Origin of the sequence: Rheinheimera texasensis DSM 17496, from assembly GCF_000711985.1 — a bacterium.
GTDB lineage: Bacteria > Pseudomonadota > Gammaproteobacteria > Enterobacterales > Alteromonadaceae > Pararheinheimera > Pararheinheimera texasensis.
In genome coordinates this window covers 677,353-703,401 of the sequence record NZ_JONU01000007.1, presented here as the reverse complement: position 1 = coordinate 703,401, position 26,049 = coordinate 677,353, and the positions used below count along the sequence as shown (strand labels likewise).

At 51.6% G+C, this 26,049-nt stretch carries 28 protein-coding genes; 14 read left to right on the top strand and 14 right to left on the bottom strand.

The window, feature by feature from the left end:
• Nucleotides 1-11 precede the first annotated feature (11 nt).
• The 7 genes from hemW to Q399_RS0103185 are packed head-to-tail and all read right to left on the bottom strand — an operon-like array spanning nt 12 to nt 4,774.
• Nucleotides 12-1,181, bottom strand: a complete 1,170-nt coding sequence (gene hemW / locus Q399_RS0103215; protein ID WP_106388947.1) for a radical SAM family heme chaperone HemW — start codon at nt 1,179-1,181, stop codon at nt 12-14.
• A complete protein-coding gene (rdgB, locus tag Q399_RS0103210; RefSeq protein ID WP_031565437.1) occupies nt 1,178-1,789 on the bottom strand; it encodes an RdgB/HAM1 family non-canonical purine NTP pyrophosphatase in 612 nt (203 codons plus the stop codon). Before rdgB ends, hemW begins: the two co-directional genes overlap by 4 nt.
• An 11-nt stretch (nt 1,790-1,800) precedes the next feature.
• Nucleotides 1,801-2,241, bottom strand: coding sequence for a DUF4426 domain-containing protein (locus tag Q399_RS0103205; RefSeq protein WP_031565433.1), 441 nt, complete (start codon nt 2,239-2,241; stop codon nt 1,801-1,803).
• Nucleotides 2,242-2,291: 50 nt separating this feature from the next.
• A complete protein-coding gene (locus tag Q399_RS0103200) occupies nt 2,292-2,600 on the bottom strand; it encodes a DUF167 family protein (protein ID WP_031565432.1) in 309 nt (102 codons plus the stop codon).
• Between the two features lie 2 nt (nt 2,601-2,602).
• The gene (locus Q399_RS0103195; protein WP_031565429.1) at nt 2,603-3,148 is read right to left on the bottom strand and encodes a YggT family protein; all 546 of its coding nucleotides are present in this window, start codon (nt 3,146-3,148) and stop codon (nt 2,603-2,605) included.
• Between the two features lie 49 nt (nt 3,149-3,197).
• Complete coding sequence (gene proC / locus Q399_RS0103190; RefSeq protein WP_031565425.1) at nt 3,198-4,013, bottom strand: pyrroline-5-carboxylate reductase; 816 nt, start codon at nt 4,011-4,013, stop codon at nt 3,198-3,200.
• On the bottom strand, nt 4,010-4,774 hold the full coding sequence (locus tag Q399_RS0103185) for a YggS family pyridoxal phosphate-dependent enzyme (protein ID WP_245612814.1): 765 nt from the start codon (nt 4,772-4,774) through the stop codon (nt 4,010-4,012). Before Q399_RS0103185 ends, proC begins: the two co-directional genes overlap by 4 nt.
• On the opposite strand from Q399_RS0103185, the gene Q399_RS0103180 reads away from it, so the two are divergent.
• Nucleotides 4,773-5,825 carry a type IV pilus twitching motility protein PilT gene (locus tag Q399_RS0103180; RefSeq protein ID WP_031565421.1) on the top strand — a complete coding sequence of 351 codons (1,053 nt, stop codon included), beginning with the start codon at nt 4,773-4,775 and terminating at the stop codon, nt 5,823-5,825. The two genes, Q399_RS0103185 and Q399_RS0103180, sit on opposite strands and share 2 nt — an antisense overlap.
• 11 nt (nt 5,826-5,836) lie before the next feature.
• Entirely contained in the window at nt 5,837-6,961 is a 1,125-nt protein-coding gene (locus Q399_RS0103175; protein WP_031565417.1) for a PilT/PilU family type 4a pilus ATPase, read from the top strand.
• Nucleotides 6,962-7,008: 47 nt separating this feature from the next.
• Here Q399_RS0103175 and Q399_RS0103170 read toward each other — a convergent pair whose 3' ends face one another.
• From Q399_RS0103170 to rsmE, 5 genes are read right to left on the bottom strand one after another with little or no spacing between them, the layout of a single operon-like run.
• Nucleotides 7,009-7,305 carry a DUF1653 domain-containing protein gene (locus tag Q399_RS0103170; protein WP_051685697.1) on the bottom strand — a complete coding sequence of 99 codons (297 nt, stop codon included), beginning with the start codon at nt 7,303-7,305 and terminating at the stop codon, nt 7,009-7,011.
• The gene (gene ruvX, locus Q399_RS0103165; RefSeq protein WP_031565413.1) at nt 7,292-7,702 is read right to left on the bottom strand and encodes a Holliday junction resolvase RuvX; all 411 of its coding nucleotides are present in this window, start codon (nt 7,700-7,702) and stop codon (nt 7,292-7,294) included. Before ruvX ends, Q399_RS0103170 begins: the two co-directional genes overlap by 14 nt.
• Nucleotides 7,703-7,729: 27 nt before the next feature.
• The gene (locus Q399_RS0103160; protein ID WP_031565411.1) at nt 7,730-8,287 is read right to left on the bottom strand and encodes a YqgE/AlgH family protein; all 558 of its coding nucleotides are present in this window, start codon (nt 8,285-8,287) and stop codon (nt 7,730-7,732) included.
• A gap of 10 nt (nt 8,288-8,297) precedes the next feature.
• Nucleotides 8,298-9,257 carry a glutathione synthase gene (gene gshB, locus Q399_RS0103155; RefSeq protein ID WP_211253198.1) on the bottom strand — a complete coding sequence of 320 codons (960 nt, stop codon included), beginning with the start codon at nt 9,255-9,257 and terminating at the stop codon, nt 8,298-8,300.
• A 12-nt stretch (nt 9,258-9,269) separates the two neighbouring features.
• Nucleotides 9,270-9,998, bottom strand: a complete 729-nt coding sequence (rsmE, locus tag Q399_RS0103150) for a 16S rRNA (uracil(1498)-N(3))-methyltransferase (RefSeq protein ID WP_031565408.1) — start codon at nt 9,996-9,998, stop codon at nt 9,270-9,272.
• Between the two features lie 77 nt (nt 9,999-10,075).
• Between rsmE and Q399_RS0103145 the strand changes: the two genes are divergently transcribed.
• Complete coding sequence (locus tag Q399_RS0103145) at nt 10,076-11,002, top strand: ABC transporter ATP-binding protein (protein ID WP_031565406.1); 927 nt, start codon at nt 10,076-10,078, stop codon at nt 11,000-11,002.
• Nucleotides 10,999-12,024 (top strand): ABC transporter permease, encoded by a 1,026-nt coding sequence (locus tag Q399_RS0103140; RefSeq protein WP_245612813.1) that lies wholly within the window; start codon nt 10,999-11,001, stop codon nt 12,022-12,024. Before Q399_RS0103145 ends, Q399_RS0103140 begins: the two co-directional genes overlap by 4 nt.
• Nucleotides 12,025-12,086: 62 nt before the next feature.
• Here the strand turns inward: Q399_RS0103140 and Q399_RS0103135 are convergent, their stop codons facing one another.
• Both Q399_RS0103135 and metK read right to left on the bottom strand, forming a co-directional pair.
• Complete coding sequence (locus Q399_RS0103135) at nt 12,087-13,643, bottom strand: AbgT family transporter (protein ID WP_031565401.1); 1,557 nt, start codon at nt 13,641-13,643, stop codon at nt 12,087-12,089.
• Nucleotides 13,644-13,782: 139 nt separating this feature from the next.
• Nucleotides 13,783-14,934: a methionine adenosyltransferase gene (gene metK / locus Q399_RS0103130; RefSeq protein ID WP_031565399.1), complete on the bottom strand. Its 1,152-nt coding sequence runs from the start codon at nt 14,932-14,934 to the stop codon at nt 13,783-13,785.
• 364 nt (nt 14,935-15,298) lie between these two features.
• On the opposite strand from metK, the gene tkt reads away from it, so the two are divergent.
• From tkt to Q399_RS0103075, 10 genes are all read left to right on the top strand, one after another.
• Nucleotides 15,299-17,296 (top strand): transketolase, encoded by a 1,998-nt coding sequence (gene tkt, locus Q399_RS0103120; RefSeq protein WP_031565397.1) that lies wholly within the window; start codon nt 15,299-15,301, stop codon nt 17,294-17,296.
• 77 nt (nt 17,297-17,373) lie between these two features.
• Nucleotides 17,374-18,384, top strand: coding sequence for an erythrose-4-phosphate dehydrogenase (gene epd / locus Q399_RS0103115; RefSeq protein ID WP_031565395.1), 1,011 nt, complete (start codon nt 17,374-17,376; stop codon nt 18,382-18,384).
• Nucleotides 18,385-18,431: 47 nt separating this feature from the next.
• A complete protein-coding gene (locus Q399_RS0103110) occupies nt 18,432-19,613 on the top strand; it encodes a phosphoglycerate kinase (protein WP_031565393.1) in 1,182 nt (393 codons plus the stop codon).
• A gap of 131 nt (nt 19,614-19,744) precedes the next feature.
• Complete coding sequence (gene fba, locus Q399_RS0103105) at nt 19,745-20,809, top strand: class II fructose-bisphosphate aldolase (protein ID WP_031565390.1); 1,065 nt, start codon at nt 19,745-19,747, stop codon at nt 20,807-20,809.
• A gap of 83 nt (nt 20,810-20,892) precedes the next feature.
• Complete coding sequence (locus tag Q399_RS0103100) at nt 20,893-21,819, top strand: DUF3450 domain-containing protein (protein ID WP_245612812.1); 927 nt, start codon at nt 20,893-20,895, stop codon at nt 21,817-21,819.
• Nucleotides 21,820-21,825: 6 nt separating this feature from the next.
• Complete coding sequence (locus tag Q399_RS0103095) at nt 21,826-23,190, top strand: MotA/TolQ/ExbB proton channel family protein (RefSeq protein WP_031565386.1); 1,365 nt, start codon at nt 21,826-21,828, stop codon at nt 23,188-23,190.
• On the top strand, nt 23,190-23,714 hold the full coding sequence (locus tag Q399_RS0103090) for a MotA/TolQ/ExbB proton channel family protein (RefSeq protein WP_031565385.1): 525 nt from the start codon (nt 23,190-23,192) through the stop codon (nt 23,712-23,714). The genes Q399_RS0103095 and Q399_RS0103090 overlap by 1 nt, the downstream gene beginning before the upstream one ends.
• Before the next feature lie 14 nt (nt 23,715-23,728).
• Nucleotides 23,729-24,127: an ExbD/TolR family protein gene (locus Q399_RS0103085; RefSeq protein WP_031565382.1), complete on the top strand. Its 399-nt coding sequence runs from the start codon at nt 23,729-23,731 to the stop codon at nt 24,125-24,127.
• A gap of 1 nt (nt 24,128) precedes the next feature.
• Nucleotides 24,129-24,749 (top strand): energy transducer TonB, encoded by a 621-nt coding sequence (locus Q399_RS0103080; protein WP_031565381.1) that lies wholly within the window; start codon nt 24,129-24,131, stop codon nt 24,747-24,749.
• 2 nt (nt 24,750-24,751) lie between these two features.
• Nucleotides 24,752-26,008 carry a tetratricopeptide repeat protein gene (locus Q399_RS0103075; protein WP_031565378.1) on the top strand — a complete coding sequence of 419 codons (1,257 nt, stop codon included), beginning with the start codon at nt 24,752-24,754 and terminating at the stop codon, nt 26,006-26,008.
• Nucleotides 26,009-26,049: the final 41 nt, after the last annotated feature.

The following is a 26,049-nucleotide window of genomic DNA, read 5'->3' as shown; positions in this document are numbered from 1 at the left end:
TGCAGCTGGTGTTATAAAAACAGTTGCAACAGCTCATTGAGATAGCGCACCCCTTGTGGAGTGATTTGCCAGTGCTGTGGCGTTTCGCTAACTAAACCTAACTGCACAGCGCGGGCAAGCGCCGGCGCGACCGTTTCGACAGGCAACCCGGTATATGCGGTAAAGTCCGCTTTGGGGCAGGCTTCCAGTAACCGGAAGCGGTTCATAAAAAACTCAAAGGGCAGGTCGTCAGCAGCCACAGCTGTGGTGCTGTCGAGATATCCGCGGCTTAAATCCATATAGCCTTTGGGGTGTTTGATTTTGACGGTGCGTCTGACAGAGCCTGCCGGGTTTTGTGCATCAGCGCTCAAAGTGATTTTGCCATGCGCGCCACAGCCAATACCGAGGTAATCACCAAACCGCCAGTAATTCAGATTATGCGCGCACTGATAACCGGCTTTGCTGTAGGCCGAGGTTTCATATTGCTGATAACCGGCAGCGGTTAACAGCGCATGGCCTTGCTCCTGGATATCCCACAAAGCTTCATCTTCTGGCAGCACCGGTGGGCGGGAGGCAAAAGCAGTGTTAGGTTCAATGGTCAGCTGATACCAGGACAGATGCGGCGGCGCTAAGTCGATGGCTTGCTGTAAATCGGCGAGGGCAGCGCTGACATCCTGCTGTGGCAGGCCATGCATTAAATCCAGGTTAAAACTCGCCAGGCCTTCGCTGCGAAGCTGTGTCGCCAGTTCAGCGGCGCGCCGTGCCTGTGCCGGATTGTGAATACGACCCAGCGCCTGTAACTGGCTGGCCTGAAAACTTTGCACGCCAATCGAAAAGCGCGTGACTCCAGCTGCGACATAACCGGCAAAACGACTGGCTTCGACAGTGCCCGGATTGGCTTCCATCGTCACTTCAGTGCCGGCCGGCATCTTAATGCGGTCGCGTACACCACTGAGGATAGCGGCGATGCCTTCAGCGCTGAAAGTGCTGGGCGTGCCGCCACCGATAAAAATACTATGCAGCGGCCGGCCTTGCACCAGCGCTAAATCCTGATCTAAATCCGCCAGTAAATGAGCAATATATTCGGCTTCCGGAATGCCTTGTTTCACCGCATGCGAATTAAAGTCACAGTACGGACATTTCTGTACACACCAGGGAATATGAATGTAGAGCGACAGCGGCGGTAACTGTAACACGGTCATGCCTGCAGCTGCGCCAGCAGCAGCAGGCGCAGCGCCTGGCCACGGTGGCTTAACTGTGATTTTTCGGCTTTGGATAGTTCCGCGGAAGTTTTTTGCAGCTCCGGCAACCAGAAGATCGGGTCGTAGCCAAAACCACCGCAGCCCTGCGCTTCGCGGGTGATGAGGCCTGCCCAGCGTCCATGCGCTATCAGCGGCACCGGATCTTCAGCATGTTGCACCAGCGCCAGCACGCAGTGAAATTCGGCCCGGCGGTCGTCGTGCTGTGCCATTTGCTTCAATAAAAACCGGATGTTAGCAGCATCTTTTGACTCGCCATCCTGCAGTGCACTATGCATGGCGGCGTAACGCGCGGAATAAATTCCCGGTGCGCCACCCAGGGCGTGCACAGCAAGACCGGAGTCATCAGCAATAGCCGGCAGGCCGGTGAGTTTCGCGGCATGACGGGCTTTTAAAATGGCATTTTCAATAAAACTGAGCCCGGTTTCGTCGGCATCCGGCACGCCAAACTGGGTTTGTGGTAACACTTCGATGCCCTGGTCGGCTAACAGGCTTTGCAGCTCTGCCACTTTACCGGCGTTACTGCTGGCGAGGACTAACTGTTTAAACATGAAACAACCTGCTATTCCGGATAAACATCCTGGGTAAATTTTAACACTTGTGTCTGCTCACCCTGGCGGATGGTCAGTTCAATAGTCATTTTCTGTTCGGAGCGGGCTTCAACACCGGCCAGATAATACAAAGCTGCGCCTTCTTTCACCGGCTTAAAAGTCAGCTGCTGACGCTGCCCGGCGAGGTTAGTCGCGCTACCGGTCAATTCGACCTGCTGCGCCTGTTGGTCTTTACTATTGAGTACCGAAATATTCAGCAGCTGATAGTTGCGGCTACGGCTGAGCTGATAATTCTTCGCCACTTCGGAATCGAGCAGAGTGGTCGGCATCAGCATGTAATGCACATCCCAGTTACCCAGTTGCTGTTTTTGTTCAGCCGTCACTGCAAAACTCAGCAACAGACCAGAAAGCAGAGAAATAAAGGACCAGAGTTTCATTACAGACAGTTTCATCACGGACTCCTCATAATAATCAATAACTTGAGGGGAAATAAGCGCTGGTTTCAGGCCTTGGGGGCCAACCCGAGTACCGCAAATGCCGGCGGGATTTGCCCCGGCGCACGGATCAGCCACTGCTTATGCCGGCTCAGCTCACCGCGTTGCAGTTCAACCTGGCTTTTTGCTACCCCAAACCACTGCGCCAGTAATTTCAGCACATGGGCATTGGCTTTGCCGTCAACTGGTGGCGCTGTGATGGCAATTTTGATTGCATCGCAGTGCAGACCTACGACCTGATCCCGGCTGGCTTTGGGTTGAATATACAGCTGCAGCTGTAAATCAGCGCCAAGCCAGCACCACGGCGTTGCCGTCATAATCAGAGCAGACCGATAAAAAAGCTCTGCAGTAAAATCTGCAGAAATTGCAGCGCAACCAATACGATCAACACGGACAAATCCAGGCCACCCATCGGCGGAATGACTTTACGCACCGGCGCTAACAATGGTTCGGTCAGTTGCATCAATACCAGTTCCATCGGGTTACGGCCTTGCGAGAACCAGCTCATGATGGCGCGGATGATCAGCACCCAGAACAACAGGCTGAAAGTTTCTTTGACGGCTGTGACAAATGCGCCGGTGAAAATTGCCAGCAGATTAAACTGACCGGCCAATAACAGCTGGATCAGCAGCATTTTCAGCGCACTGACTAAAAGTGCCAGCACCACAGCACCGGTATCCAGCTTGCCTATACTCGGAATGACACGTCTTAATGGGATCAGCAGCGGGTTGGTTGCTTTAACCACAAACTGACTCAGTGGATTATAAAAATCAGCACGACTGGCCTGTAACCAGATACGCAGCAGCACCACCATCAGATACAGGTTAAACACAGTGTCCAGCAGAAAATAAAAAGCGTTGTTCATGCGGGTTCCTTGTCAGACGTTAAAACTCGTTTGGTAAAAATTGCGTCGATCACAGCGTTCTGGCCATTTCTTCCGCCCGGCGGATCGCAGCCTGCATCGCATCCGCGACCAGCAGTTCTAAATTTGCATTGCGCATCGTTTCAATGGCTTCATGAGTGGTACCGCCTCTGCTGGTCACTTGTGCGCGTAAATCGGCAAAACTCAAAGTCGATTGCGCGGCCATAGTGGCAGCACCCAGTGCGGTTTGCGTCACCATCAAACGGGCTTCTTCAGCGCTAAAACCCAGCAATTCGGCTTTTTGCGCCATCGCCTGCATAAAATAAAAGAAATAAGCCGGTGCACTGCCTGTAACGGCGATGATGTCGTTGATTTGACTCTCATTGTCCAGCCAGACGGTTTTACCGGTAGCGCTGAACATGCTGTCGACAAAAGATTTTTCATAATTTGAGCAGCGGCTGGCAAAAATGCCGGTGACACCAAGCCCGACTAACGATGGCGTATTGGGCATAGTACGCATCAGACGAACCGGTCCCAGCCATTCTTCATAGCGGCTGACCGGTAAGCCTGCGGCTACTGTGACGAAAAGCTTTTCGGCGATGTCCGGTACGCCGGCGATAAGGGCTGTGCAGACTTCGGCCATCAGCTGCGGCTTGACCGCAAGGACTATAACGTCCGCTTTGGTTACCGCCAGTAAATTGTCCTGCGTCACTTCAATGCCAAAATCGGCGGCAAGCGCCTCGAGTTTGGGAGTACTCGGATTGGTGGCAATAATATTTGCGGCCGGATAGCCGGTTTTCACCATGCCACCGATAATGCAGCGCGCCATATTGCCGGCGCCGATAAAGGCTACTGTGTTGTCATTCATACTGATGTGTCGTTAGTTGCGGTGCCGTTATCTGCCTGTGCAGTGCGGCTACCAAAAATGGCAGTGCCTAATCTTATCATAGTTGCCCCGAAAAGAACGGCTTGTTGCCAGTCGTCCGACATGCCCATCGACAATTGATTTGCTTGCGGAAATTCGGTCTGAAGCTGTTGTGACAGCTGCTGCATCGCGGCAAAAGCCTGCTGATTGTCGCCATCCACTGCCGGTGCCGGAATGGCCATAAGACCTGCCAGCTCAAGATTAGGCAGTGCGGCGACCTGTCGCGCCAGTGGCAGCACATCTTGTGGTAACACGCCGGATTTACTGGCTTCCAGGCTGATATTGACCTGCAATAATACCTGCAGCGGCGCTTTACCGGCCGGTCGCTGCGCCGACAGCCGCTCGGCAATCTTAAGCCGGTCGACGCTGTGCACCACATCGGCGTACATGGCCACATCGCGGGTTTTATTCGATTGTAACGGCCCGATAAAATGCCAAAGCAAACCGGGCAGGGTAGCCAGCGCCTGCGCTTTGGCGGCAAGTTCCTGCACATAGTTTTCGCCGAACAAACGCTGGCCGGCCAAGTAGGCTTGTTCTATGTCATTGACTGGCTTGGTTTTACTGACGGCGATTAACTGAACAGTCGCGCCGCTTGGTGGCTGAATTTCTGCAAGTGCCCTGTAGGCTGTCTGTAAGCGTTCTGCTATGGTGTTATGCATCGAAACCTGATTTGCCTCTTCACTGACACAGGAGTATGTCGTCATGGATATTACCGAATTACTGGCGTTCAGCGTACAGCACAAAGCGTCGGACTTACACTTATCGGCCGGTGTGCCACCGCTGATCCGTGTTGACGGCGACGTGCGCCGTTTAAACATTCCACCGCTGACGCATAAAGACGTGCATGCGCTGGTGTACGATATTATGACCGATAAGCAGCGCAAAGAATACGAAGAACGCCTGGAGTCAGACTTCTCGTTTGAAGTGCCTGGTCTGGCCCGGTTCCGGGTCAACGCTTTTGTGCAAAACCGCGGTGCGGCGGCGGTATTTCGTACCATCCCCAGCGAAGTATTAAGCCTGGATGATTTAGGCGCACCGGAAGTATTCCGCACTATTGCTGACAATCCGCGTGGTCTGGTGCTGGTAACCGGGCCGACCGGTTCGGGTAAATCTACCACGCTGGCGGCGATGGTCGATTACATCAACACCGGCCGCCATGAACATATCCTGACCATTGAAGACCCGATTGAATTTGTGCACCACAACAAACTTTGCCTGGTCAACCAGCGTGAAGTTCACCGCGATACCTTAAGTTTCTCCAACGCACTGCGCTCAGCACTGCGGGAAGACCCGGACGTGATCCTGGTTGGTGAATTGCGTGACTTAGAAACTATTCGACTAGCGATGACAGCAGCAGAAACCGGCCACCTGGTGTTTGGTACATTACACACCACCTCGGCACCGAAAACGATCGACCGGATCATTGACGTTTTCCCGGGTGAAGAAAAAGCCATGGTGCGGTCGATGTTGTCGGAATCTTTACGGGCTGTTATTTCCCAAACGCTGCTGAAAAAAATCGGCGGCGGTCGTATTGCCGCGCATGAAATCATGACCGGTGTGCCGGCGATCCGTAACCTTATCCGCGAAGACAAAATCGCCCAGATGTACTCGGTTATTCAAACCGGTGCTTCACATGGCATGCAGACGATGGACCAGTGTTTGTTGAATCTGGTCAACCGCGGGCTTATCACCAAACAGGATGCGCTGGCCAAAGCGCAGGATAAAAACGCCTTTGGTGCTATGGGCCGGATTTAACGGAGACGATGATGGAATTAATCAGACTGCTGCAAAAAATGGTCGATGCCAAAGCATCGGATATGTTTGTCACCGCCGGGATGCCGGTCGCGGCAAAAATCAACGGCGAGTTACAGCCGATTGAAGAGACGCCATTAAGCGCCGAAGCATCTCTGGAAATCGTCTTGGCTTGTATGAATGACAAGCAAAAAAACGAGTTTCTGACACATAAAGAATGCAATTTTGCCATTGCCAATGACGCCGGCCGTTTTCGGGTGTCGGCGTTTTTCCAGCGCGATCAGGCTGGTATGGTGGTGCGCCGCATCGTCACCAAAATTCCGGAAGTGGATGAGCTTGGACTGCCACCGATTTTAAAAGAACTGATCATGTCCAAACGCGGCCTGCTGCTGTTTGTCGGCGGCACCGGCACCGGTAAATCGACGTCCCTGGCGGCGCTGATTGGCTATCGCAACAAAAATGCCCGTGGTCATATCCTGACTATCGAAGATCCGATTGAATTTGTGCACGACCATGCTAAGAGTCTGATCACGCAGCGCGAAGTGGGCATTGATACCGAATCTTTTGAAGCAGCGCTGAAAAGCTCGTTGCGCCAGGCGCCGGACGTGATCCTGATCGGTGAGATCCGCAGCCAGGACACCATGGAATATGCGCTGAGTTTTGCTGAAACCGGCCACTTGTGTATCGCGACGTTGCATGCCAATAACGCCAACCAAGCGATTGACCGCATTCTGCATTTGGTGCCGAAAGAGAAACACGCCAAATTGATGTTTGACCTGGCACTGAACCTGCGCGGTATTGTCGCACAGCAACTGATCGCCACCGCTGACGGCACCAAACGTATGGCAGCGATTGAAGTGCTGACCAACTCGCCGTTAGTTGCGGACCTAATCAAAAAAGGTCAGATTGATGAGATTAAAGCGGTGATGGCAAAATCGCGTGAGCTTGGTATGCAGACCTTTGATCAGGCGCTGTATGACCTGTATCAGCGCAATCAAATCAGTTACGCCGATGCGCTGCACCACGCCGATTCACCAAATGACTTACGCCTGATGATTAAACTGCGTAACAATGAAACTTCAGGCGCTGGTATGCTAGCCAATGTGACGGTTGACGGGCTGGAGAAACCGGAACGTTAAACGCAAAGACAAGAAACAAATAACGCGGCTCTGGCCGCGTTATTTGTTTAGGTTTGTACCAGACCAGGCCATAAAGACGCATCGGGTAATGGCGTAGGCAGTTCAAGGTCGGCAGGTTTTTTGCTGCTGATATAAGTAAAGCGCGGCAGCGGCTCGCCATCGATACTGACACTTTCAACGAACATCGCAAGCGGCCGCACCCAAAGGCCAAAATCGCCGTACAAGGCCCGGTACAGTACATAAGGCGCGTCTTCTTCACTATGCCGGACTGTGGCTAAAACCTGATAATAACGGCCTTTGTAGTGGCGGTAGAATCCAGGCTGCAACTGATTATTGGTGTTCAAACCAGCTCTCCAGAATTAACTTGGCCGAATAACAATCGACGGCGTCTTTGCTGAGCTTTTTAACCCCCCCCTGCGAAAACAACTCGGCGCGCGATTCAACTGTGGTCAGCCTTTCGTCCTGCGCCACCACTTTGACGCCAAAACGGCCGTGTAACCGGTTGATAAATTTGTGCACCCGCGCTGTGAAAGGCTGCTCGGAGCCGTCCATATTCAGTGGCAAACCAACTACTACCAGCGTCGGCTGCCATTCTTTCAGTAAGGCCTCAATCTGGTTCCAGTCCGGGGTGCCGTCCACGGCCTTTAGCGCTTTTAACGTGCTGGCGGTGCCGGTCAGCTGCTGGCCGACGGCCACGCCAATACTTTTCAGGCCATAATCAAATGCCAGAATACAACTCATGGTTTTTCCTGTGGTAATGGCCTGTGATCAGGCATGGCCGGCCTGCGCGCTCAGTTGCCAGCTTTGAATGCCGAGCTTGGCCGTAGCACCTTGCCATTTTTCTTTGTGCGGTAAATCGAAAATAATTTTATTGTCAGCCGGGATCACCAACCAGCTGTTCTCTGCCAGTTCCTGCTCCAGCTGACCCGCGCTCCAGCCGGCGTACCCGAGCGCCAGAATAAACTTTTCCGGCGCATCTTCGGTGGTCAGTTGCTCCAGAATGTCTTTGGAAGTTGTGATCATCAAATCCTGATTCAGCTGCATACTGCTGGTAAAACCGGCTTTAGGGGTATGCAAGACAAAACCGCGGTCATTTTGTACCGGGCCACCGGCGCAAACCTTCCGCTTGGCGGCGTCAGAACCAGCGTCAAATTCAATTTCCATCTGTTCCAGCAGCACCGCAATATCAACCGATAACGGATGGTTAATCACGATGCCCATGGCACCTTCTTCATTGTGTTCACAGATATAAGTCACGCTGCGGCTAAACAGCGGGTCGTCAAGGCTTGGCATCGCAATCAATAAATGGTTTTGCAGACTATCCATGGTGAACTCCTCAGGCTTTTTTCGCCTGTAGCAACCCTTCAATCTGATCAAATAGCATGCCGGTGATGGAAACCGGAAAAGCGGCTTCAATTTCGCGGATGCAGGTTGGGCTGGTGACGTTAATTTCGGTCAGTTTGTCACCAATAATGTCCAGACCGACAAAAATCAAACCTTTGGCTTTTAACGCCGGGCCGACAGCACGGGCAATGGCCCAGTCACTTTCAGACAGCGGCCTGGCCTCACCGCGACCGCCGGCGGCCAGATTGCCGCGTGTTTCGCCGCTGGCCGGGATCCGCGCCAGACAATAAGGCACCGGCTCGCCATTAACTACTAATACGCGTTTATCGCCGTCGACGATCTGTGGAATATAGCGCTGCGCCATCGCATACATAGTGCCGTGGGCAGTTAAAGTTTCCAGGATAACACTAACGTTCGGATCCTGCGGTTTTAAACGGAAAATTGAGGCGCCGCCCATACCGTCCAGCGGTTTTAAAATCACATCGCCTTCGGCCTGATAAAAAGCTTTTAAGCGCGCCGCATCACGGCTGACCAGCGTTTTTGGGGTGTGCTCAGCAAACCAGCTGGTGCAGAGTTTTTCGTTGGCGTCACGCAGGCTCTGGGGTTTGTTAACAATCAGCGTGCCAGTGTCTTCAGCGCGTTCCAGAATGTAAGTGGCGTAAATAAATTCGGTATCAAACGGCGGGTCTTTGCGCATCAGGATCACGTCGAGATCGCCAAGCGCGATATCCTGCTCGCCCTGAAATTCATACCAGCGCGCCGGATTTTGTTCCACCTGCAGCAAGCGGGTACGGGCACGAGCCTGACCTTCTAACAGATACAAATCGGCCATTTCCATGTAATGCAATTGGTAACCACGGCTTTGTGCCTGCAATAACATAGCGAAACTGGAATCTTTTTTGATATTGATGGCGCTGATAGGGTCCATCACGATGCCGAGTTTAATCAACAGCTTACTCCTTAATCAGGCGAGATCGCCCAGTTGTAATTGCAATGCCGCGATGGCTGTCAGTGCGGCCGTTTCGGTGCGCAGCACACGCGGGCCAAGCCGTACCGGCTGGAATCCGGCGGCAGTAGTAGCTGCCACTTCGCGGTCGCTGAAACCACCTTCCGGGCCTATCACGAGGCGCAGCCGGTTGGTTGGGGTTAACTGTTTAATGGTGGCGCTGGTCCAGGGATCCAAGGTCAGCTTCAGACAATTGTCATCTTGTGCCAACCATTTTTCTAATGTGACCGGCAGATGCACTGGTGGCACCACAGAGCGGCCGCTTTGTTCGCAGGCACTGATGACAATTTTTTGCCATTGTTCGCGTTTTTTCTCCAGCCGTTCAGCGTCGAGCTTCACACCGCAACGTTCTGTAAACAGTGGCGTAATTTCACTGACACCCAGCTCGACTGCTTTCTGAATGGCAAAATCCATCCGGTCGCCGCGTGAAATGCCCTGGCCTAAATGTAAATGCAGCGGCGACTCCACTGGATTAGCCGCCGCACTTTGAATTTGCACCCACAACTGTTTTTTGCCAACTTCGGTGATTTGAGCCACATAGTTCTGGCCATCACCATTAAATAATTCCAAGGCATCACCAGGCTGCATCCGCAGCACTTTACCGGCGTGATTGGCGGCATCTTCACAGAGTGCCACAGTTTGCCCCGGCGTCAGCACGCCGGGCTGAAATAAACGTATTGTGCGCATGAGATATGATTCGAAACTGCAAAAACTGATATGGTAGCAGTCCCTTGACGCTAAGGGTATCTCCAAAGGAGTCCTGTATGGACGCAGAGCAAGTTGTCTCTGCGACACCGGCGGTGCTTGCCGTGTCGCAGCTGTGTAAAAGTTATGGTGCGCTTAAAGCGGTCAATAACCTCAGTTTCAGTGTCAAAGCCGGGCAGTGTTTTGGTTTGCTGGGGCCAAATGGTGCCGGCAAAACGACTACCCTAGAAATGCTCGAAGGTATTATCAAGCCAGACAGTGGCGCGATCTATTATCAGGGCGAAATCGCTTCGCGCCGGCATTTTCAGCAGCTTGGCGTGCAGTTTCAGCAAACGGCATTACAGGATTTTCTCACCGTCGAAGAGACGTTAAAGATGTTTGCCGCGTTTTATCCTAATCCGGCTGACATCGCAGAGCTTATTCAGCTTTGTGATTTGCAGGATTTTTTAACCCAGGACCATAAAAAATTATCCGGCGGCCAGCGTCAGCGTCTGTTGTTGGCTCTGGCGCTGGTGAATCAGCCACAAATCCTGTTTTTAGATGAACCGACCACGGGCCTTGACCCACATGCGCGGCGTAATTTTTGGTCGCTCATCCAGCGCATTAAGCAGCAAGGCCGGACTATCATTCTGACCACGCATTATATGGACGAAGCTGAGCAGCTCTGTGATGAGCTGATTATCGTCGACAAAGGCCAAATCATCGCGCAAGGCTCCCCACAGACGCTGCTCAGGCAGCATTTTGAAGGCGCTTTGCTGCAGCTGCCAGACCCTGGGTTTCTGCCGCAAATGCCGGCGGGCCAGCAGGTTAGTGTGCAGGGCGGCCAACTGTGTATTCAGACGCCGGATGTACAGCTCAGCATTCAGGCGCTGTTGCAGCAACAAGTGCCGCTGCAGGGCTTGCTGGTGAAATCAGCGACGCTGGATGATTTATTCCTGAAATTAACCGGCCATGCGTTAAGCGCTGTCACACCGGAGGCTGCATGATGTTCAGTTTCAGACGTTTTATCGCGGTGCTAAAGGCGCGCAATCTGGAGTTCTGGCGCGACCGCGCGGCACTCGGCTGGAACTTATTGTTTCCGTTTTTACTGGTGGCCGGTTTTGCTTTTGTTTTCTCCGGCGAGCCAAAAGCCGAATATAAAGTCGGGGTGTTGCAGCAAAGCGCGGTGCTGGACAAAACTCAGCATCCGCTGCTAGCCACCCGCTTTGTCGAGTTTGTGCCTTATCAGACCGAAGCGCTGGCGAAACAGCGGCTGGCGCATCACCAGATAGATTTGGTGCTGGACCTTGCCGCAAACCGCTATGTGGTGAATCCGGATTCAGCCAAAGGCTATTTGGTGGAAAAAATCCTGCTGCAGCAGTGGCCGGGAGCCACGCGCGAGGAAGTGACTGGTCAGGCCATCCGTTATGTCGATTTTGTCTTGCCGGGTATTTTGGGCATGAACATGATGTTTTCCTGTTTATTTGGTGTCGGTTATGTGCTGGTGCGCTACCGCAAAAATTCAGTGCTTAAGCGCCTGCAGGCGACGCCATTAACAGCGCTGGAGTTTGTTGGTGCTCAGGTTATTTCGCGGCTGGTCATCGTTTTAGTCATCGCCGGTGTGGTGTTTGTCAGTTGTCAGCAGCTATTCGGCCTGATGATGCTGGGCAGCTATGTTTTGCTGCTACTGGTGGCGGCGCTCGGCGCATTGTCGATGATTGCTTTGGCGCTGTTAATTGCCAGCCGGCTGCAAAGTGAAGAGCTGACCGGGGGCTTACTCAATATGACCAGCTGGCCGATGATGATTTTGTCCGGTGTCTGGTTTAGCCTCGAAGGTGCGCCAGAAGCGGTCCAGTGGTTTGCGCAATTATTCCCGCTGACACATCTGGTCAGCGCTGCACGGGCTGTGATGCTTGATGGCGCAGGTTTTGTCGATGTTAGCATGCAACTTGGGGTGATGGCGGCGATGAGTCTGGCGTTTTTAACGGCAGCAGCGGCGTTGTTCCGCTGGGCCGGTGACGGGCGATAATTCTTAGCGATCTGATGAATGAAACGCCTGAAAAGCACGCTGTGCTTTTCAGGCGTTTTTTATTACAGAGCAGGGAAGGTGTAATGTGCACCGATGCCAAGCGGAATACCCAAGGCCCAGTACAGCAACAGGAAGGCGCTCCACAGCACCAGGAAGCAGACCGAAAACGGCAACATCAGTGCGATGAGTGTGCCAATACCGGTGGATTTCACATACTTTTGGCAGAACACCACAATCAGCGGGAAATACGGCATCAACGGCGTGATGATGTTGGTAGAAGAATCACCAACCCGATATGCAGCTTGCGTTAAATCCGGCGATACGCCCAGCTCCATCAACATCGGCACCATAATAGCGCCAATCAGGGCCCATTTTGCTGAGGCAGAACCGACCAGCAGATTCACTGACGCGGTCAGCAACACAATACCAACCAGCGTCACCCCAAGTGGCAACGCCAGCTCTTTCAGTGCCAATGCGCCTTTAATTGCCAGTAAAGCGCCGAGGTTCGACTGGCCAAAGGCATAAATAAACTGGGCACAGAAAAACGCCATCACGATGTAATAACCCATACCGGACATGGCTTTACTCATGCCTTGCACGATAGCGCGGTGATTTTTCGCCGAGCCCGAGGCATAGCCGTAGACCACTCCCGGAATTAAGAAAAACACAAAGATAATGCCGACAATCGACTGCATCAGCGGCGCAGTCGCGCTGGTTAACAGGCCGTCCGTGCCGCGCCAGGCGGAATCTGCACCTGATGCTGACCACATCAGCAATAAACCCGACACCAGCATCGACAAAGTGGCGTAGCGCAGGCCTTTGCGCTCAGCATCCGTGAGTGCATCCAGCTTCGGCAGACTCGCAGGGTCGCCGTCTACCTGGGTGCTCTTCAGCCGTGGTTCTATCACTTTGTCGGTCAGGAACCAGCCCACCAAGATGATTAAAGCGGCAGAAGCGCTGGTGAAAAAGAAGTTATTCAGTGGGTTAATCGTCATTTCCGCAGCTGCCGGATGAGCCGATAAACGTGCGGCGGCCTGAGTCAGGCCAGCCAGCATTGGGTCTAAGCTGGAGGGGACAAACAAACTGGCAGAAAAACCACCAGACACGCCGGCAAAAGCGGCGGCGATACCAGCGAGCGGATGGCGGCCGGCGGCGTAGAAAATCACTGCACCAAGCGGAATGACCAGCACATAACCGGCATCGACCGCGACATGGCTTAAAATGCCCACGGCAATTAACACCGGCGTCAGCAACATTTTTGGTGTGACATTTAAAATGGAGCGCAGGCCGGCATTGATAAAACCAGTGTGTTCGGCAACGCCGAGACCCAGCATCGCGACCAGCACCACGCCAAGCGGCGGGAAATTCACAAAGGTAGCAACCATCTTGCTCATGAAGGTGGTGAGTGCTGCACCATCTAATAAATCGACGATAACGATTGGTTTACCGGTACGCGGATCGATTTCGCTGAATTGCACGCCGGACAAGGCCCAGGAAATCAGCCAGACCGCGAGCATAAACAGAGCGAATAACACAGCAGGGTCGGGTAGCTTGTTGCCGGCGCGTTCAATCGCATCCAGACTGCGCTGCAACCAGGGTTTGGTCGTTTCGGTAGACATAGAGTTTCCTTATTTTAATTTGTGCCTTGTTATAAAAGTTTAAAAGGGCAGATAGCAATCAGGAAAAACCTTAGATGTAATCAGTCGGTGACTGAAAAAACAAAGGGAGCCGCAGCTCCCTTTGTCTCATCCGGTGTTATTACAGACCGGCGTCAGCGCGCAGTGCCGCGGCTTTGTTGGTCTGCTCCCAAGGGAATTCGTTACGGCCGAAGTGGCCATAAGCCGCTGTCGCCTTGTAGATTGGACGCTCGAGGTCAAGCATCGCAATCAGGCCAGCCGGACGCAGGTCAAAATGCGCGCGGATAAGCTTAATCAGCTGATCTTCAGACAATTTGCTGGTACCAAAAGTCTCGACGCTGATTGAAGTCGGTTCTGCCACGCCGATAGCGTAAGACACCTGAATTTCACAGCGCTCAGCTAAGCCCGCTGCGACGATGTTTTTCGCCACATAACGCGCTGCATAAGCGGCTGAGCGGTCAACTTTTGATGGATCTTTACCGGAGAACGCACCACCGCCGTGGCGGGCCATGCCGCCATAGCTGTCAACGATGATTTTACGGCCGGTCAGACCACAATCGCCCATTGGGCCACCGATGACAAAACGGCCCGTCGGGTTGATGAAAAACTTAGTGCTTTGACGCAGCCATTCCGCCGGCAGCACTGGCTTGATGATGTGTTCCATCACCGCTTCGCGCAGGTCTTCCGTAGAAATGGTGTCGCAATGCTGAGTGGATAACACCACGGCGTCGATACCGACTGGTTTGCCGTTTTCGTAAATGAAAGACAGCTGAGATTTGGCGTCCGGACGTAACCATGGCAGGGTGCCGTCTTTACGCACTTTGGCTTGTTGTTGTACCAGACGGTGAGAATAAGTGATTGGTGCTGGCATCAGCACGTCAGTTTCATTGCTGGCGTAGCCAAACATTAAACCCTGGTCGCCGGCGCCTTGATCCTTCGGGTCTTTTTTATCAACACCCTGGTTGATATCCGGAGATTGTTTACCGATGGCGCTTAACACAGCGCAGGAATTGGCATCAAAGCCCATATCAGAATGCACATAACCGATTTCACGGATAGTGCTACGGGTTAGTTCTTCAATATCGACCCAGGCAGAAGTTGTGATTTCGCCACCGACCAGCACCATGCCGGTTTTGACGAAGGTTTCACAGGCGACACGGGCTTTCGGGTCCTGTTCCAGGATGGCATCCAACACCGCATCAGAGATTTGGTCGGCGATTTTATCCGGATGTCCTTCAGAAACTGACTCAGAGGTAAAAATGTGTTGTGCCATTCTAACTTATTCCAATGGGTTGGTTGTTAAAGCGCCAGGCGCCGGAAAATTGGGCTGCGTATTCTAGAGAAACAAATGGCAGTTTGCCATAGTTTTTTGCCGCCCGGACGTCTTTCTATCTGTTTTCCAAACAGGACAGTACGGTGTATCGGATGAACGGATCAAAACTTAAGGCAAACAGCATGGATCCGGTTTTATTCATTGCCAAGGGGGGCATGGTCTGGGAAAATAACGTCGAACCGATGCGACGCGTAAAATAAATTTGCCTGTTTATCAAAAAACAGTATCACGCCATCCGAAGCGATACAGGCAACATAAAAAACCACTTGGATATGATTCCGATAATTCAGTAGCAGGAGTGACAATGCTGTCCCGCAAACAACTCGCCAACGCCATCCGCGCTTTAAGTATGGATGCAGTGCAAAAAGCCAAATCAGGCCACCCGGGCGCCCCAATGGGCATGGCGGATATCGCCGAAGTATTATGGCGTGATTTTTTAAAGCACAATCCACAGGATCCGCAATGGGCAAACCGTGACCGGTTTGTGCTGTCCAATGGCCATGGCTCGATGTTGTTGTATTCGCTGTTGCATTTGTCTGGCTACGACCTGTCCATCGACGATTTAAAACAATTCCGTCAATTGCATTCTCGCACACCAGGCCATCCGGAATATGGTTATGCGCCGGGTGTAGAAACTACCACAGGCCCATTAGGGCAGGGCATCACCAATGCGGTCGGCATGGCGATTGCCGAAAAAGCACTGGCTGCGCAGTTTAACCAGCCAGGCCACGCCATTATCGATCACTATACCTATGCGTTCCTTGGTGACGGCTGCCTGATGGAAGGCATTTCGCATGAAGCCTGCTCATTGGCTGGCACTTTAGGCCTGGGTAAACTCATCGCCTTCTGGGACGACAATGGCATCTCGATTGACGGCCATGTTGAAGGCTGGTTTACCGATAACACGCCAGCTCGTTTTGAAGCCTATGGTTGGCATGTCATCGCCGGCGTAGATGGCCATGATGCACAAGCGGTGGCTGCGGCGATTCAGGCGGCTCAGGCTGAGACCGGCAAACCCACACTGATTTGCTGCAAAACCATCATCGGTTACGGCTCGCCGAATAAATCAGGCAGCCATGAATGCCACGGTGCGCCACTGGGCGATGCAGAAATCGCCGCTTCGCGTGAATTCCTGCAATGGCCGCATGCACCATTTGAAGTGCCGGCTGATATCTACGCGGCATGGGATGGCAAATCCAAAGGCGGTGCATTACAGCAAAGCTGGAATGAGCAGTTTGCCGCTTATGCCAGTGCGCACCCTGATCTTGCTGCTGAATTAAAACGCCGTTTAAGCGGTGAATTGCCAGCTAACTGGAAAGCAGATTCAGATGCTTATATCGCAAAATTACAGGCAACACCGGCTGCCATCGCGAGCCGCAAGGCTTCACAAAATGCCTTAAATGCTTATGGCCCGTTACTGCCTGAATTACTGGGTGGTTCGGCTGATTTGGCCGGTTCGAACCTGACTATCTGGTCTGGTTCTAAAGGCATCAGTGCGGAAGACGCCAGCGGCAACTATTTATATTACGGCGTCCGTGAATTCGGCATGTCAGCCATCATGAACGGTATCGCGCTGCACGGTGGTTTTGTGCCATACGGTGCGACTTTCCTGATGTTTATGGAATATGCCCGCAACGCAGTGCGGATGGCCGCGCTGATGAAGCAACGGGTGATTTTTGTTTACACTCACGATTCGATTGGTCTCGGTGAAGACGGTCCAACGCACCAGCCGGTTGAGCAGCTGGCATCATTACGCGTGACGCCAAATCTGATGAACTGGCGCCCTTGTGATCAGGTGGAATCGGCAGTGGCCTGGCAGGCGGCAATTGAACGCACCGAAGGCCCAACCACGCTGATTTTCACCCGGCAGAATTTGGCACAGCAAGCCCGTACCGACGAGCAAGTTGCTGCGATTCGCCGCGGTGGCTATGTGTTGAAAGACAGTGCCGGTACACCGGACTTAATCATCATCGCGACTGGTTCAGAAGTGGAACTGGCAGTGCAGGCTGCAGCAAAACTCACTGACAGCGGCCGTAAAGTTCGGGTGGTTTCTATGCCATCGACTGACGTGTTCGACGCGCAGGATGCCGCTTATCGCGAAGCCGTTTTGCCGGCTGCCGTAACAAAACGCGTGGCGGTTGAAGCCTGTATCGTTGACAGCTGGTATAAATATGTTGGTTTGAACGGTAAAATTATCGGCATGACCAGCTTTGGTGAATCAGCCCCGGCCGAGCAGTTATTTGAATACTTCGGTATCACCACAGCTGCTGTGGTGGAAGCGGCAGAACAGCTATTGGCGTAAGTGGTACTTTGAATGCAAAAGGGGCCTGGAGCCCCTTTTGTTTAACTTGGTGACAGGTCAGACAGGTAATAGCGCTCATGACAATCCGGATTGCGATCAATGGGTTTGGCCGAATCGGCCGCAGTATTGTCCGCGCCATTTTTGAACAGCATTTACAAGACGAAGTGCAGGTTGTCGCCATCAATGAATTGGCCGAAGCCCGCGGTATTGCGCATTTATTAAAATATGATTCCAGCCATGGCCGGTTTGCGACTGAAGTCACTTTACAAGGCGAACAGTTAATCGTCGGTGGGCAGAGTATCCAACTGCTACATCAGCCAGAACCGGCTTTATTGCCCTGGCAACAACTTCAGGTTGATTTAGTGCTGGAATGTACCGGCGTATTTGGCTCTCGTGCTGATGCGATGAAACATTTGGAAGCCGGCGCTGGGAAGGTGCTGTTTTCGCATCCGGCGGGTGCCGACATCGACGCGACGGTGATTTACGGCGTCAACCATCAGCAATTGAATGCAACCATGCGGGTGGTCTCTGCCGGCTCCTGCACCACGAACTGCATCGTGCCGGTCCTCAGTGTGCTGGATAAAACCTTTGGTGTGGAAAGCGGCACCATCACCACCATTCACGCCTCTATGCATGACCAGCAGGTGATTGACGCTTATCATCCGGACTTACGTCGCACCCGGGCGGCCAGTGAATCCATTATTCCGGTGGACACCAAACTCGCCCGGGGTATTGAACGCATCATGCCGCATCTGGCTGGCCGCTTTGAAGCTATCGCGGTCAGGGTGCCGACTCTGAATGTCACAGCGATGGATCTATCTGTGACTTTACATCAGGACGTCACAGTCGACGCAGTCAACCAGGTGCTGCAACAAGCTCGGCCTGATTTGCCCGGTATTCTCGACTACACCGAGGAACCCTTAGTGTCGGTGGATTTTAACCATGACCCGCATTCCTGCATTGTGGATGGCTCGCAAACCCGCGTCAGCCATAAACGCTTGGTGAAGTGTCTGGTCTGGTGTGACAACGAATGGGGTTTTGCCAACCGGATGATCGATACAGCCCGTGCCATGATGCAGGCAAAATAACCGAATCAAAGTATTAAAGTAATAAAAATCAACAGAAGGAGATGGACATGTCCGTGATCAAAATGGCTGATTTAGATTTAGCCGGCAAACGCGTGCTGATCCGCGAAGATTTAAACGTACCAGTGAAAAACGGCGTGGTGACTTCAGACGCGCGTCTGCGTGCAGCGCTGCCAACCATTGAACTGGCGCTCAGCAAGGGTGCCAAAGTCATGGTTTGTTCGCATTTGGGACGGCCGGAAGAAGGCGTTTATGCAGAAGAATTCTCGATGCAGCCGGTGGTTGATTACCTGAAAAACGCATTAAAAGCGCCGGTCCGGCTGGCAAAAGACTACTTGCACGGTGTTGAAGTCGCTGCTGGCGAAGTGGTGGTGTTTGAAAACGTGCGCTTTAACAAAGGCGAAGGCAAAAATGACGAGACGCTGTCAAAGCAGTTAGCTGCACTGTGTGATGTATTTGTGATGGATGCATTTGGCACCGCACACCGCGCTCAGGCAACCACACACGGCGTGGCGAAATTCGCGCCTGTTGCTTGTGCCGGCCCGTTATTGGCGGCTGAGCTTGAAGCTTTAGCTGCGGCGCTGAAAAATCCAAAACGGCCACTGGTCGCAATTGTCGGCGGATCTAAGGTGTCGACTAAACTGACTGTGCTGGAATCGCTGTCTGGTATCGTTGATCAGCTGGTTGTTGGTGGTGGTATTGCCAATACCTTTATTGCGGCAACTGGTGCAACAGTCGGCAAATCGTTATATGAAGCTGATTTAATTCCCGAAGCTCAGCGCCTGATGTCTGCTGCCAAAGCCAATGGCGGCAATATTCCGGTGCCGACTGATGTGGTGACCGGTAAAGCCTTTGCTGAGGACACGCCGGCAAACCTGAAAGCAGTTGGTGATATTGCAGCAGACGATATGATTTTCGATATCGGACCTGACAGCACCGCGGCACTGGTTGAGATCTTAAAGTCAGCGGGCACTATCGTCTGGAACGGCCCGGTTGGTGTATTTGAATTTGCCCAGTTTGAAGCCGGTACCAAAGCCATTGCAGAAGCCATTGCGCAAAGTGATGCCTTCAGTATTGCCGGTGGCGGCGATACGCTGGCAGCAATTGATAAGTATAACGTTGCTGACCAGATCTCCTATATTTCTACCGGTGGCGGTGCTTTCCTTGAGTTTTTAGAGGGAAAAACCTTGCCAGCAGTTGAAATTCTTGAACAACGCGGCAAAACCGCGTAAAAATGATGTTATAAAACAGTCTGTTCGCCGAAACATCTTAATAAGCCGGCAGATTCTGACCGGCAAAGCCGGCGCAAAAGCGCCGGGTTCGGTGGCAGCTCTGAACCTACCCTACAAAAAGTGAGGATTTCATGGCTCTTATCTCGTTACGTCAGATGTTGGATCACGCTGCAGAATTTGGTTACGGCGTCCCTGCATTCAACGTCAACAATCTTGAACAAATGCGCGCGATTATGCTGGCTGCCGATGCAACCGACAGCCCGGTGATTGTGCAGGCGTCGGCCGGTGCCCGCAAATATGCCGGCGCGCCATTCCTGCGCCATTTGATTCTGGCTGCGGTAGAAGAGTTTCCACATATCCCGGTGGTGATGCATCAGGATCACGGCACTTCACCGGCCGTGTGCCAGCAGTCGATTCAACTGGGTTTTTCGTCGGTGATGATGGATGGTTCATTACGTGCTGATGGCAAAACGCCGGCCGATTACGACTATAACGTCGATGTAACCCGTCGTGTTGTTGAAATGGCGCATGCCTGCGGTGTTTCAGTCGAAGGTGAGTTAGGTTGTCTGGGTTCGCTGGAAACTGGTGCTGCCGGCGAAGAAGATGGTATCGGCGCTGATTGTGTTTTAAGCCATGACCAGATGCTGACTGATCCGGAAGAAGCTGCTCAGTTTGTCAAAGCAACAGGTGTTGACGCGCTGGCGATTGCCTGTGGTACTTCGCATGGTGCTTACAAATTCAGCCGCCCGCCGACGGACGACATCCTGGCAATTGACCGGATTAAAGCGATCCACGCCCGTATTCCGGATACTCATCTGGTGATGCATGGCTCAAGCTCAGTGCCACAAGACTGGCTGGCGGTGATCAATGAATACGGTGGCGCCATCCCGGAAACTTATGGCGTGCCGGTCGAGCAAATTCAGCAAGGCATCAAATTTGGCGTGCGCAAAATCAACATTGATACTGATTTGCGGTTAGCGTCGACAGGTGCAATTCGCCGTTTTATGGCGCAGCACCCGGCCGAGTTTGATCCACGCAAGTATTTACAGGAATCTGTCAAAGCAATGATGGAGATCTGTAAAGACCGCTACCAGGCATTTGGTTGTGCCGGGCAGGGGTCGAAAATCAAAGCCGTTTCGTTAGAGAAAATGGTGAAGTTATATGATTCGGGCAAATTAACGCCGAACATTAAATAAGCAGAAAAATGAATGTTCTATTAAATTTTCAAGACAGAAATTTAAGCGGCACATTCAGGGTAAATTTGTAAGCGGAAATTGCGGTGAAACAGGTCTGGCTGGCTGTCGTAGTTATATTGACAACCACTGGTTTTGCTGCAATGATGCGGGCGGTTTACCCTCTAACCAGGTCATTCTTTTTTACAAGTTTGGCCTTCAAAATACAGGTTACGTTAATCAGCAATTATTGGTTGGGAACTATGTCTAACAATAACATTCGTAAAAACCTGATCGCATCGGCAATCGTTGGTGCTTTCATGTTCGGTGGCGTTGCTCAAGCAACGACTCTCGCAGAAGTCACCAATACCGGTGTCCAGGCTGCTAAAGCATCTGCAGCTTCTCAGGAAAAAATTAACAACATTTATGATCAGTCTCAGGAACTGCTGGCGGAATACCGCTCACTGGTTGAACAGACTGAAAACCTGAAAGTTTACAACGACCACGTAAACACTCTGGTTAACGACCAAAATGCGCAACTTGCTTCATTTGACAAGCAAATTGGTACTATCGAAGGAACTAAGCAGGGTATCGTTCCTCTGATGTACAAAATGATCGATACACTCGAAGCATTCATCAAAGCTGACATGCCAATCGACCAGGCTAAACGTCTGGAACGTGTTCAGCGTCTGCGTGACCTGATGGGCAATGCATCAGTCAACACTTCTGAGCAATACCGTATGGTGCTCGAAGCTTACCAAATCGAAAAAGACCTGGGCACAGCTCTGGTTACTTACACTGACAAACTGAACGTAGGTGGCGGCGAAAAGACTGTTAACTTCGTTTATGTTGGCCGTGTTGCGCTGTTAGCAATGTCGCTGGATGAGAAAGAAGCCTGGATGTGGAACAAATCTACTAACCAGTGGGAAGCGCTGGGTGCTGAATACCTGGATTCTACCAAAACAGCTATCCGTGTAGCTGGCAAACAATCTCCTCCACAATTATTAAAACTTCCAGTGTTAGCAGCGGAGTAAGAATAAATGAAGAAAGTGTTTAAAGGTTTAATGATTGCTGCTGCTGTGACTATGTCTGCCGGCGTTTGCTTAAATGCTGCAGCAAATACAGCTCAACTTGATCAGTTACTGGAACAGGTTAAGAAAAACCGCGCTGCTGATGCCAAACTGGATGCTGCCCGTGAGCAGGAATTCCTGTCTGACCGCGCTGACAAACAAGCGCTGCTGAGCAAAGCAAAAGCTGCTTTCGCTGCTGAAGAAGCTCGCGGCAAGTCTCTGACTAAACAGTTCGCTGATAACGAAGGCGCTATTGCTGCTAAAGAACAAGAGCTGTTAAACGCTCAGGGTACTTTAGGTGAGATGTTTGGTATCGTTCGTGGTACTGCAACTGAAACTATCGGTGCTATCGCTACTTCTAACATCAGCGCTCAGTACAAAGGCCGTGAAGATCTGCTGAAAAAACTGTCAGTAGCTAAAGAGCTGCCAACTATCGCTGAACTGGAAGAACTGTGGATTGCTCTGCAAACAGAGATGACCGAGTCGGCTAAAGTTTCTAAGTTTGACGGTGAAGTGACTGGTCTGGACGGTGCAAAAGCTCCTGCTTCTGTAACTCGTGTTGGTTCTTTCAACCTGATCTCTGACAACGGCTTCCTGGTATACAACGCTGATACTAAAGAGATGCAGCCACTGGTTAAACAACCAGAGTCTTATGTAGTTTCTGATTCAGTTGCGTTCAAAAACTCAGCTGCCGGCGAACTGAAACCAGTTTACATTGACCCAACCGGCGGTAACTTACTGCGTCTGAAAACTCAGGAAGCAACGCTGGAAGAGCAGTTCCACTCAGGTGGTACTCCAGGTTATGTGATCACTGTTCTGTTAATCATCGGTCTGTTGATTTCAGCAGTACGCTTCCTGGCGTTAACTTCTGCAGGTTCAAAAATCAATGCTCAGCTGAAAAACCTGAACAATCCTTCTACAGATAACGCCTTAGGCCGCATCCTGAAAGTTTACCATGACAACAAAAAAGCTGACGTGGAAAACCTGGAACTGAAACTGGACGAAGCCATCATGCGCGAAACTCCGGCTATCGAAAAAGGTATCGGTATCCTGAAACTGATCGCTGCAGTTGGTCCTCTGCTGGGTCTGTTAGGTACAGTAGTTGGTATGATCGGTGCGTTCCAGATGATCACACTGCACGGTACTGGTGATCCGAAGATCATGGCTGGTTCTATCTCTATGGCGCTGGTTACAACTGTACAAGGTCTGCTGTGTGCGCTGCCACTGTTGTTCCTGCACTCTTTACTGCAGTCTAAATCAAACTCAATCCTGCACATCCTGGATGAGCAAAGCGCTGGTATCATCGCTGCTCATGCGGAGAAGGAGCGCTCATAATGCATAGCCTGATAGAGCTTTGGGAATCTGTCAGGGATTTTATCGCAACCGGCGGTGATGTACTTTATATCGTCGCCCTGGTGCTCTTCATCATGTGGATTCTGATTATAGAGCGCTTTTGGTTTATCAGCCGTGAGTATCCAGCAATGCGTGACAAAATCATTGCTGACTGGCACGCACGGACAGATACGACCTCTTGGTATGCGCATAAAATCCGTGAAGCCTGGGTGTCTCAAGCAAGTACCCAGCTGAATGAGCGTATAAATGTTATCAAGACTCTGGTTGCAGTGTGCCCGATGGTTGGTCTGCTCGGCACTGTAACAGGTATGATTGCGGTATTCGAAATCATGGCGTTAGTCGGCACGGGTAACCCGCGTCTGATGGCGTCAGGTATTTCGATGGCAACAATCCCGACTATGGCGGGGATGGTGGCTGCATTATCTGGAGTTTTTGTAACGTCCAAATTGGAAGCTAAGGTAAAAGCTGCTGTCCACGAGTTGGCAGATAGCATGCCGCATCATTGATTAGAGAGTGATTTATGGCACGTAAAACTAGACGTGAAGCAGAAGAAGCAGCGATCGACTTGACGCCGATGCTCGACGTTGTATTCATCATGCTGATTTTCTTTATCGTGACAACTTCTTTCGTTAAAGAAGCTGGTATCGATGTTAACCGTCCAAAAGCAGCAAAAGCGCAGTCGAAACCAACGGCAACAATTTTCGTAGCCGTCCGTGCAAACGGTGAAATCTGGTTAGACAAGCGTGCAGTTGACGTAGAGCGCGTAGGCGCAACTATCGAAAAACTGCTGGCTGAATCTCCAACTGACACAGTTATTGTGCAGGCGGACAAAGAAGCTAAGCATGGCGTGGTTGTATCTGTAATGGATCAAATCAAGCTGGCTGGTATTGAGAAGATCTCAATCGCGGCGGAGAAGTAATATGGCCCGGTTATTACTTTCACTCTTAATTGGTGCGGTAATAACGTTTTTCCTGTTTGTATTGATGGCATTCCTGGTAGACAGCGATGACGCTGTCTCCAATGTCGCAAAGGAACAAATCGTTATTGAGATAAACTCGACGCCGCCTGAGTCTAAAGCTCAGACCCGGACTCGGGTACCGCCACCGCCACCACCACCGCCGCCAGAGCCACCAAAGCAACAAGTGGTTCAGGAAGCGAGTAATACGGACACAGGTGCTATCGGCTTTAACGCCCCGACAGTAGATGTTGGCGGAGTCAGCGGTGGTATCGGTGACCCGGCAGGTGCCATGATGCGTGATGGTGACGCAACACCAATCGTTCGTATCGAACCGAAGTATCCTGTACAGGCTGCTCGTGACGGTATCAATGGTTGGGTAAAAATGCGTTTCTCTATCATGCCGGATGGCTCTGTAGATGAAATTGAAGTTGTTGATGCTGAGCCGAAGCGGGTGTTTGACCGCGAAGCAATTCGTGCATTAAAACGTTGGAAGTACTCACCAAAAATTGAAAACGGTCAGGCGTTGAAGCAAACCGGGATCATGGTGCAGTTAGACTTCAACCTTGATAATGCCGGAGGTTAAGTATGAAATTTAACAAACTTACATCTGCGTTGATGGTGTTTGCTGCAGTGGGCGTCGCCGCTCTGCCGGTGAGCTCAGCGTTCGCAGCTCCGGACGCGGCTAAGATTGCTGAGCGTAAAGCTCGGAAATCGCAGGCTGTCGGCGAAAAAGTTGGTAAAGCAATCGGTAAAGCTTATGAGCTGTACGGCCAAAATAAAGTCGGTGAAGCACTGGCATTATTGGAGCCAATCGAAGCGTCAAATACCTTCGATAAAGCTTATTTAGATAAATTTATCGGCCAGCTGTACATCGAGAAAGATCCAGCTAAGTCATTGAGTTATATGATTAAAGCGGTTCAGCCTGATGTGCTGGGTTTTACTGACCAGGCGACTCTGCTGCGCAACATCGGCGATTTAAGTCTGATGGCGAAGAAGTACGAGCAGGCGATCACTTACTACAACAAGTGGTCAGATTTCACCGGTGAGACGGACGCAAACGTTGATTTGCGTATTGCTAACGCGTACTACGAAATGAAGCAGTATGCCAAAGTTATTGCACCGGCTGATCGTGCGATCGAACACTCGAAGACGCCGAAGAAAGAACCGTACCAAATGAAGTTCGCTTCATACTACGAGCTGAAGCAGACCAAGAAAGCGATTGAAGTATTGGAAACTATGTTGCCAATATTCCCAAATGAGAAGCAATCTTGGGTGATGTTAGGCCAGTTTTACTCTGTGGATGAGCAATATGATAAAGCATTAGCGATTATCGATATGGCTTACAAACAGGGTTTGTTGAAGACAGAAAACGAGATCAAGCTGCTCGCTAACCTGTACAACAACAACAACGTGCCATACAAAGCCGCTGCGCTGCTGGAAAAACACTTGACTGCTGGTTTGTTGAAGAATGACCGCGCCATCCTGATGAGTATTGCCAGTTCATACTCTTCGGCCCGCGAATTCGAAAAAGCGGCTAAGTTCTACGGTATGTTAGGTGCTAAAGAAAATGACGGTGATGCATATCGTCGTCAGGGTGATGCACTGGCGATGGCGAATAAAAACGCTGAAGCAGCTACCGCGTTACAAAAAGCTTTAGAAGTCGGTACCAAAGACAAAGGTAAAGTGCACGTTTCTCTGATCGGTGCTTATTTCTATCAAGGCAAAATGCGTGAAGCCTATCAACATGTACTGCTGGCTCGCCAGCATGGACAGGAAAAGATGGCTAACTCATGGGGCCCATACGTGAAAGAACGCGCTGAGAAGAAAGGCATCAAGCTCTAAGCTCAAACCTTTTAAAAGACCCGCCGTTTGGCGGGTTTTTT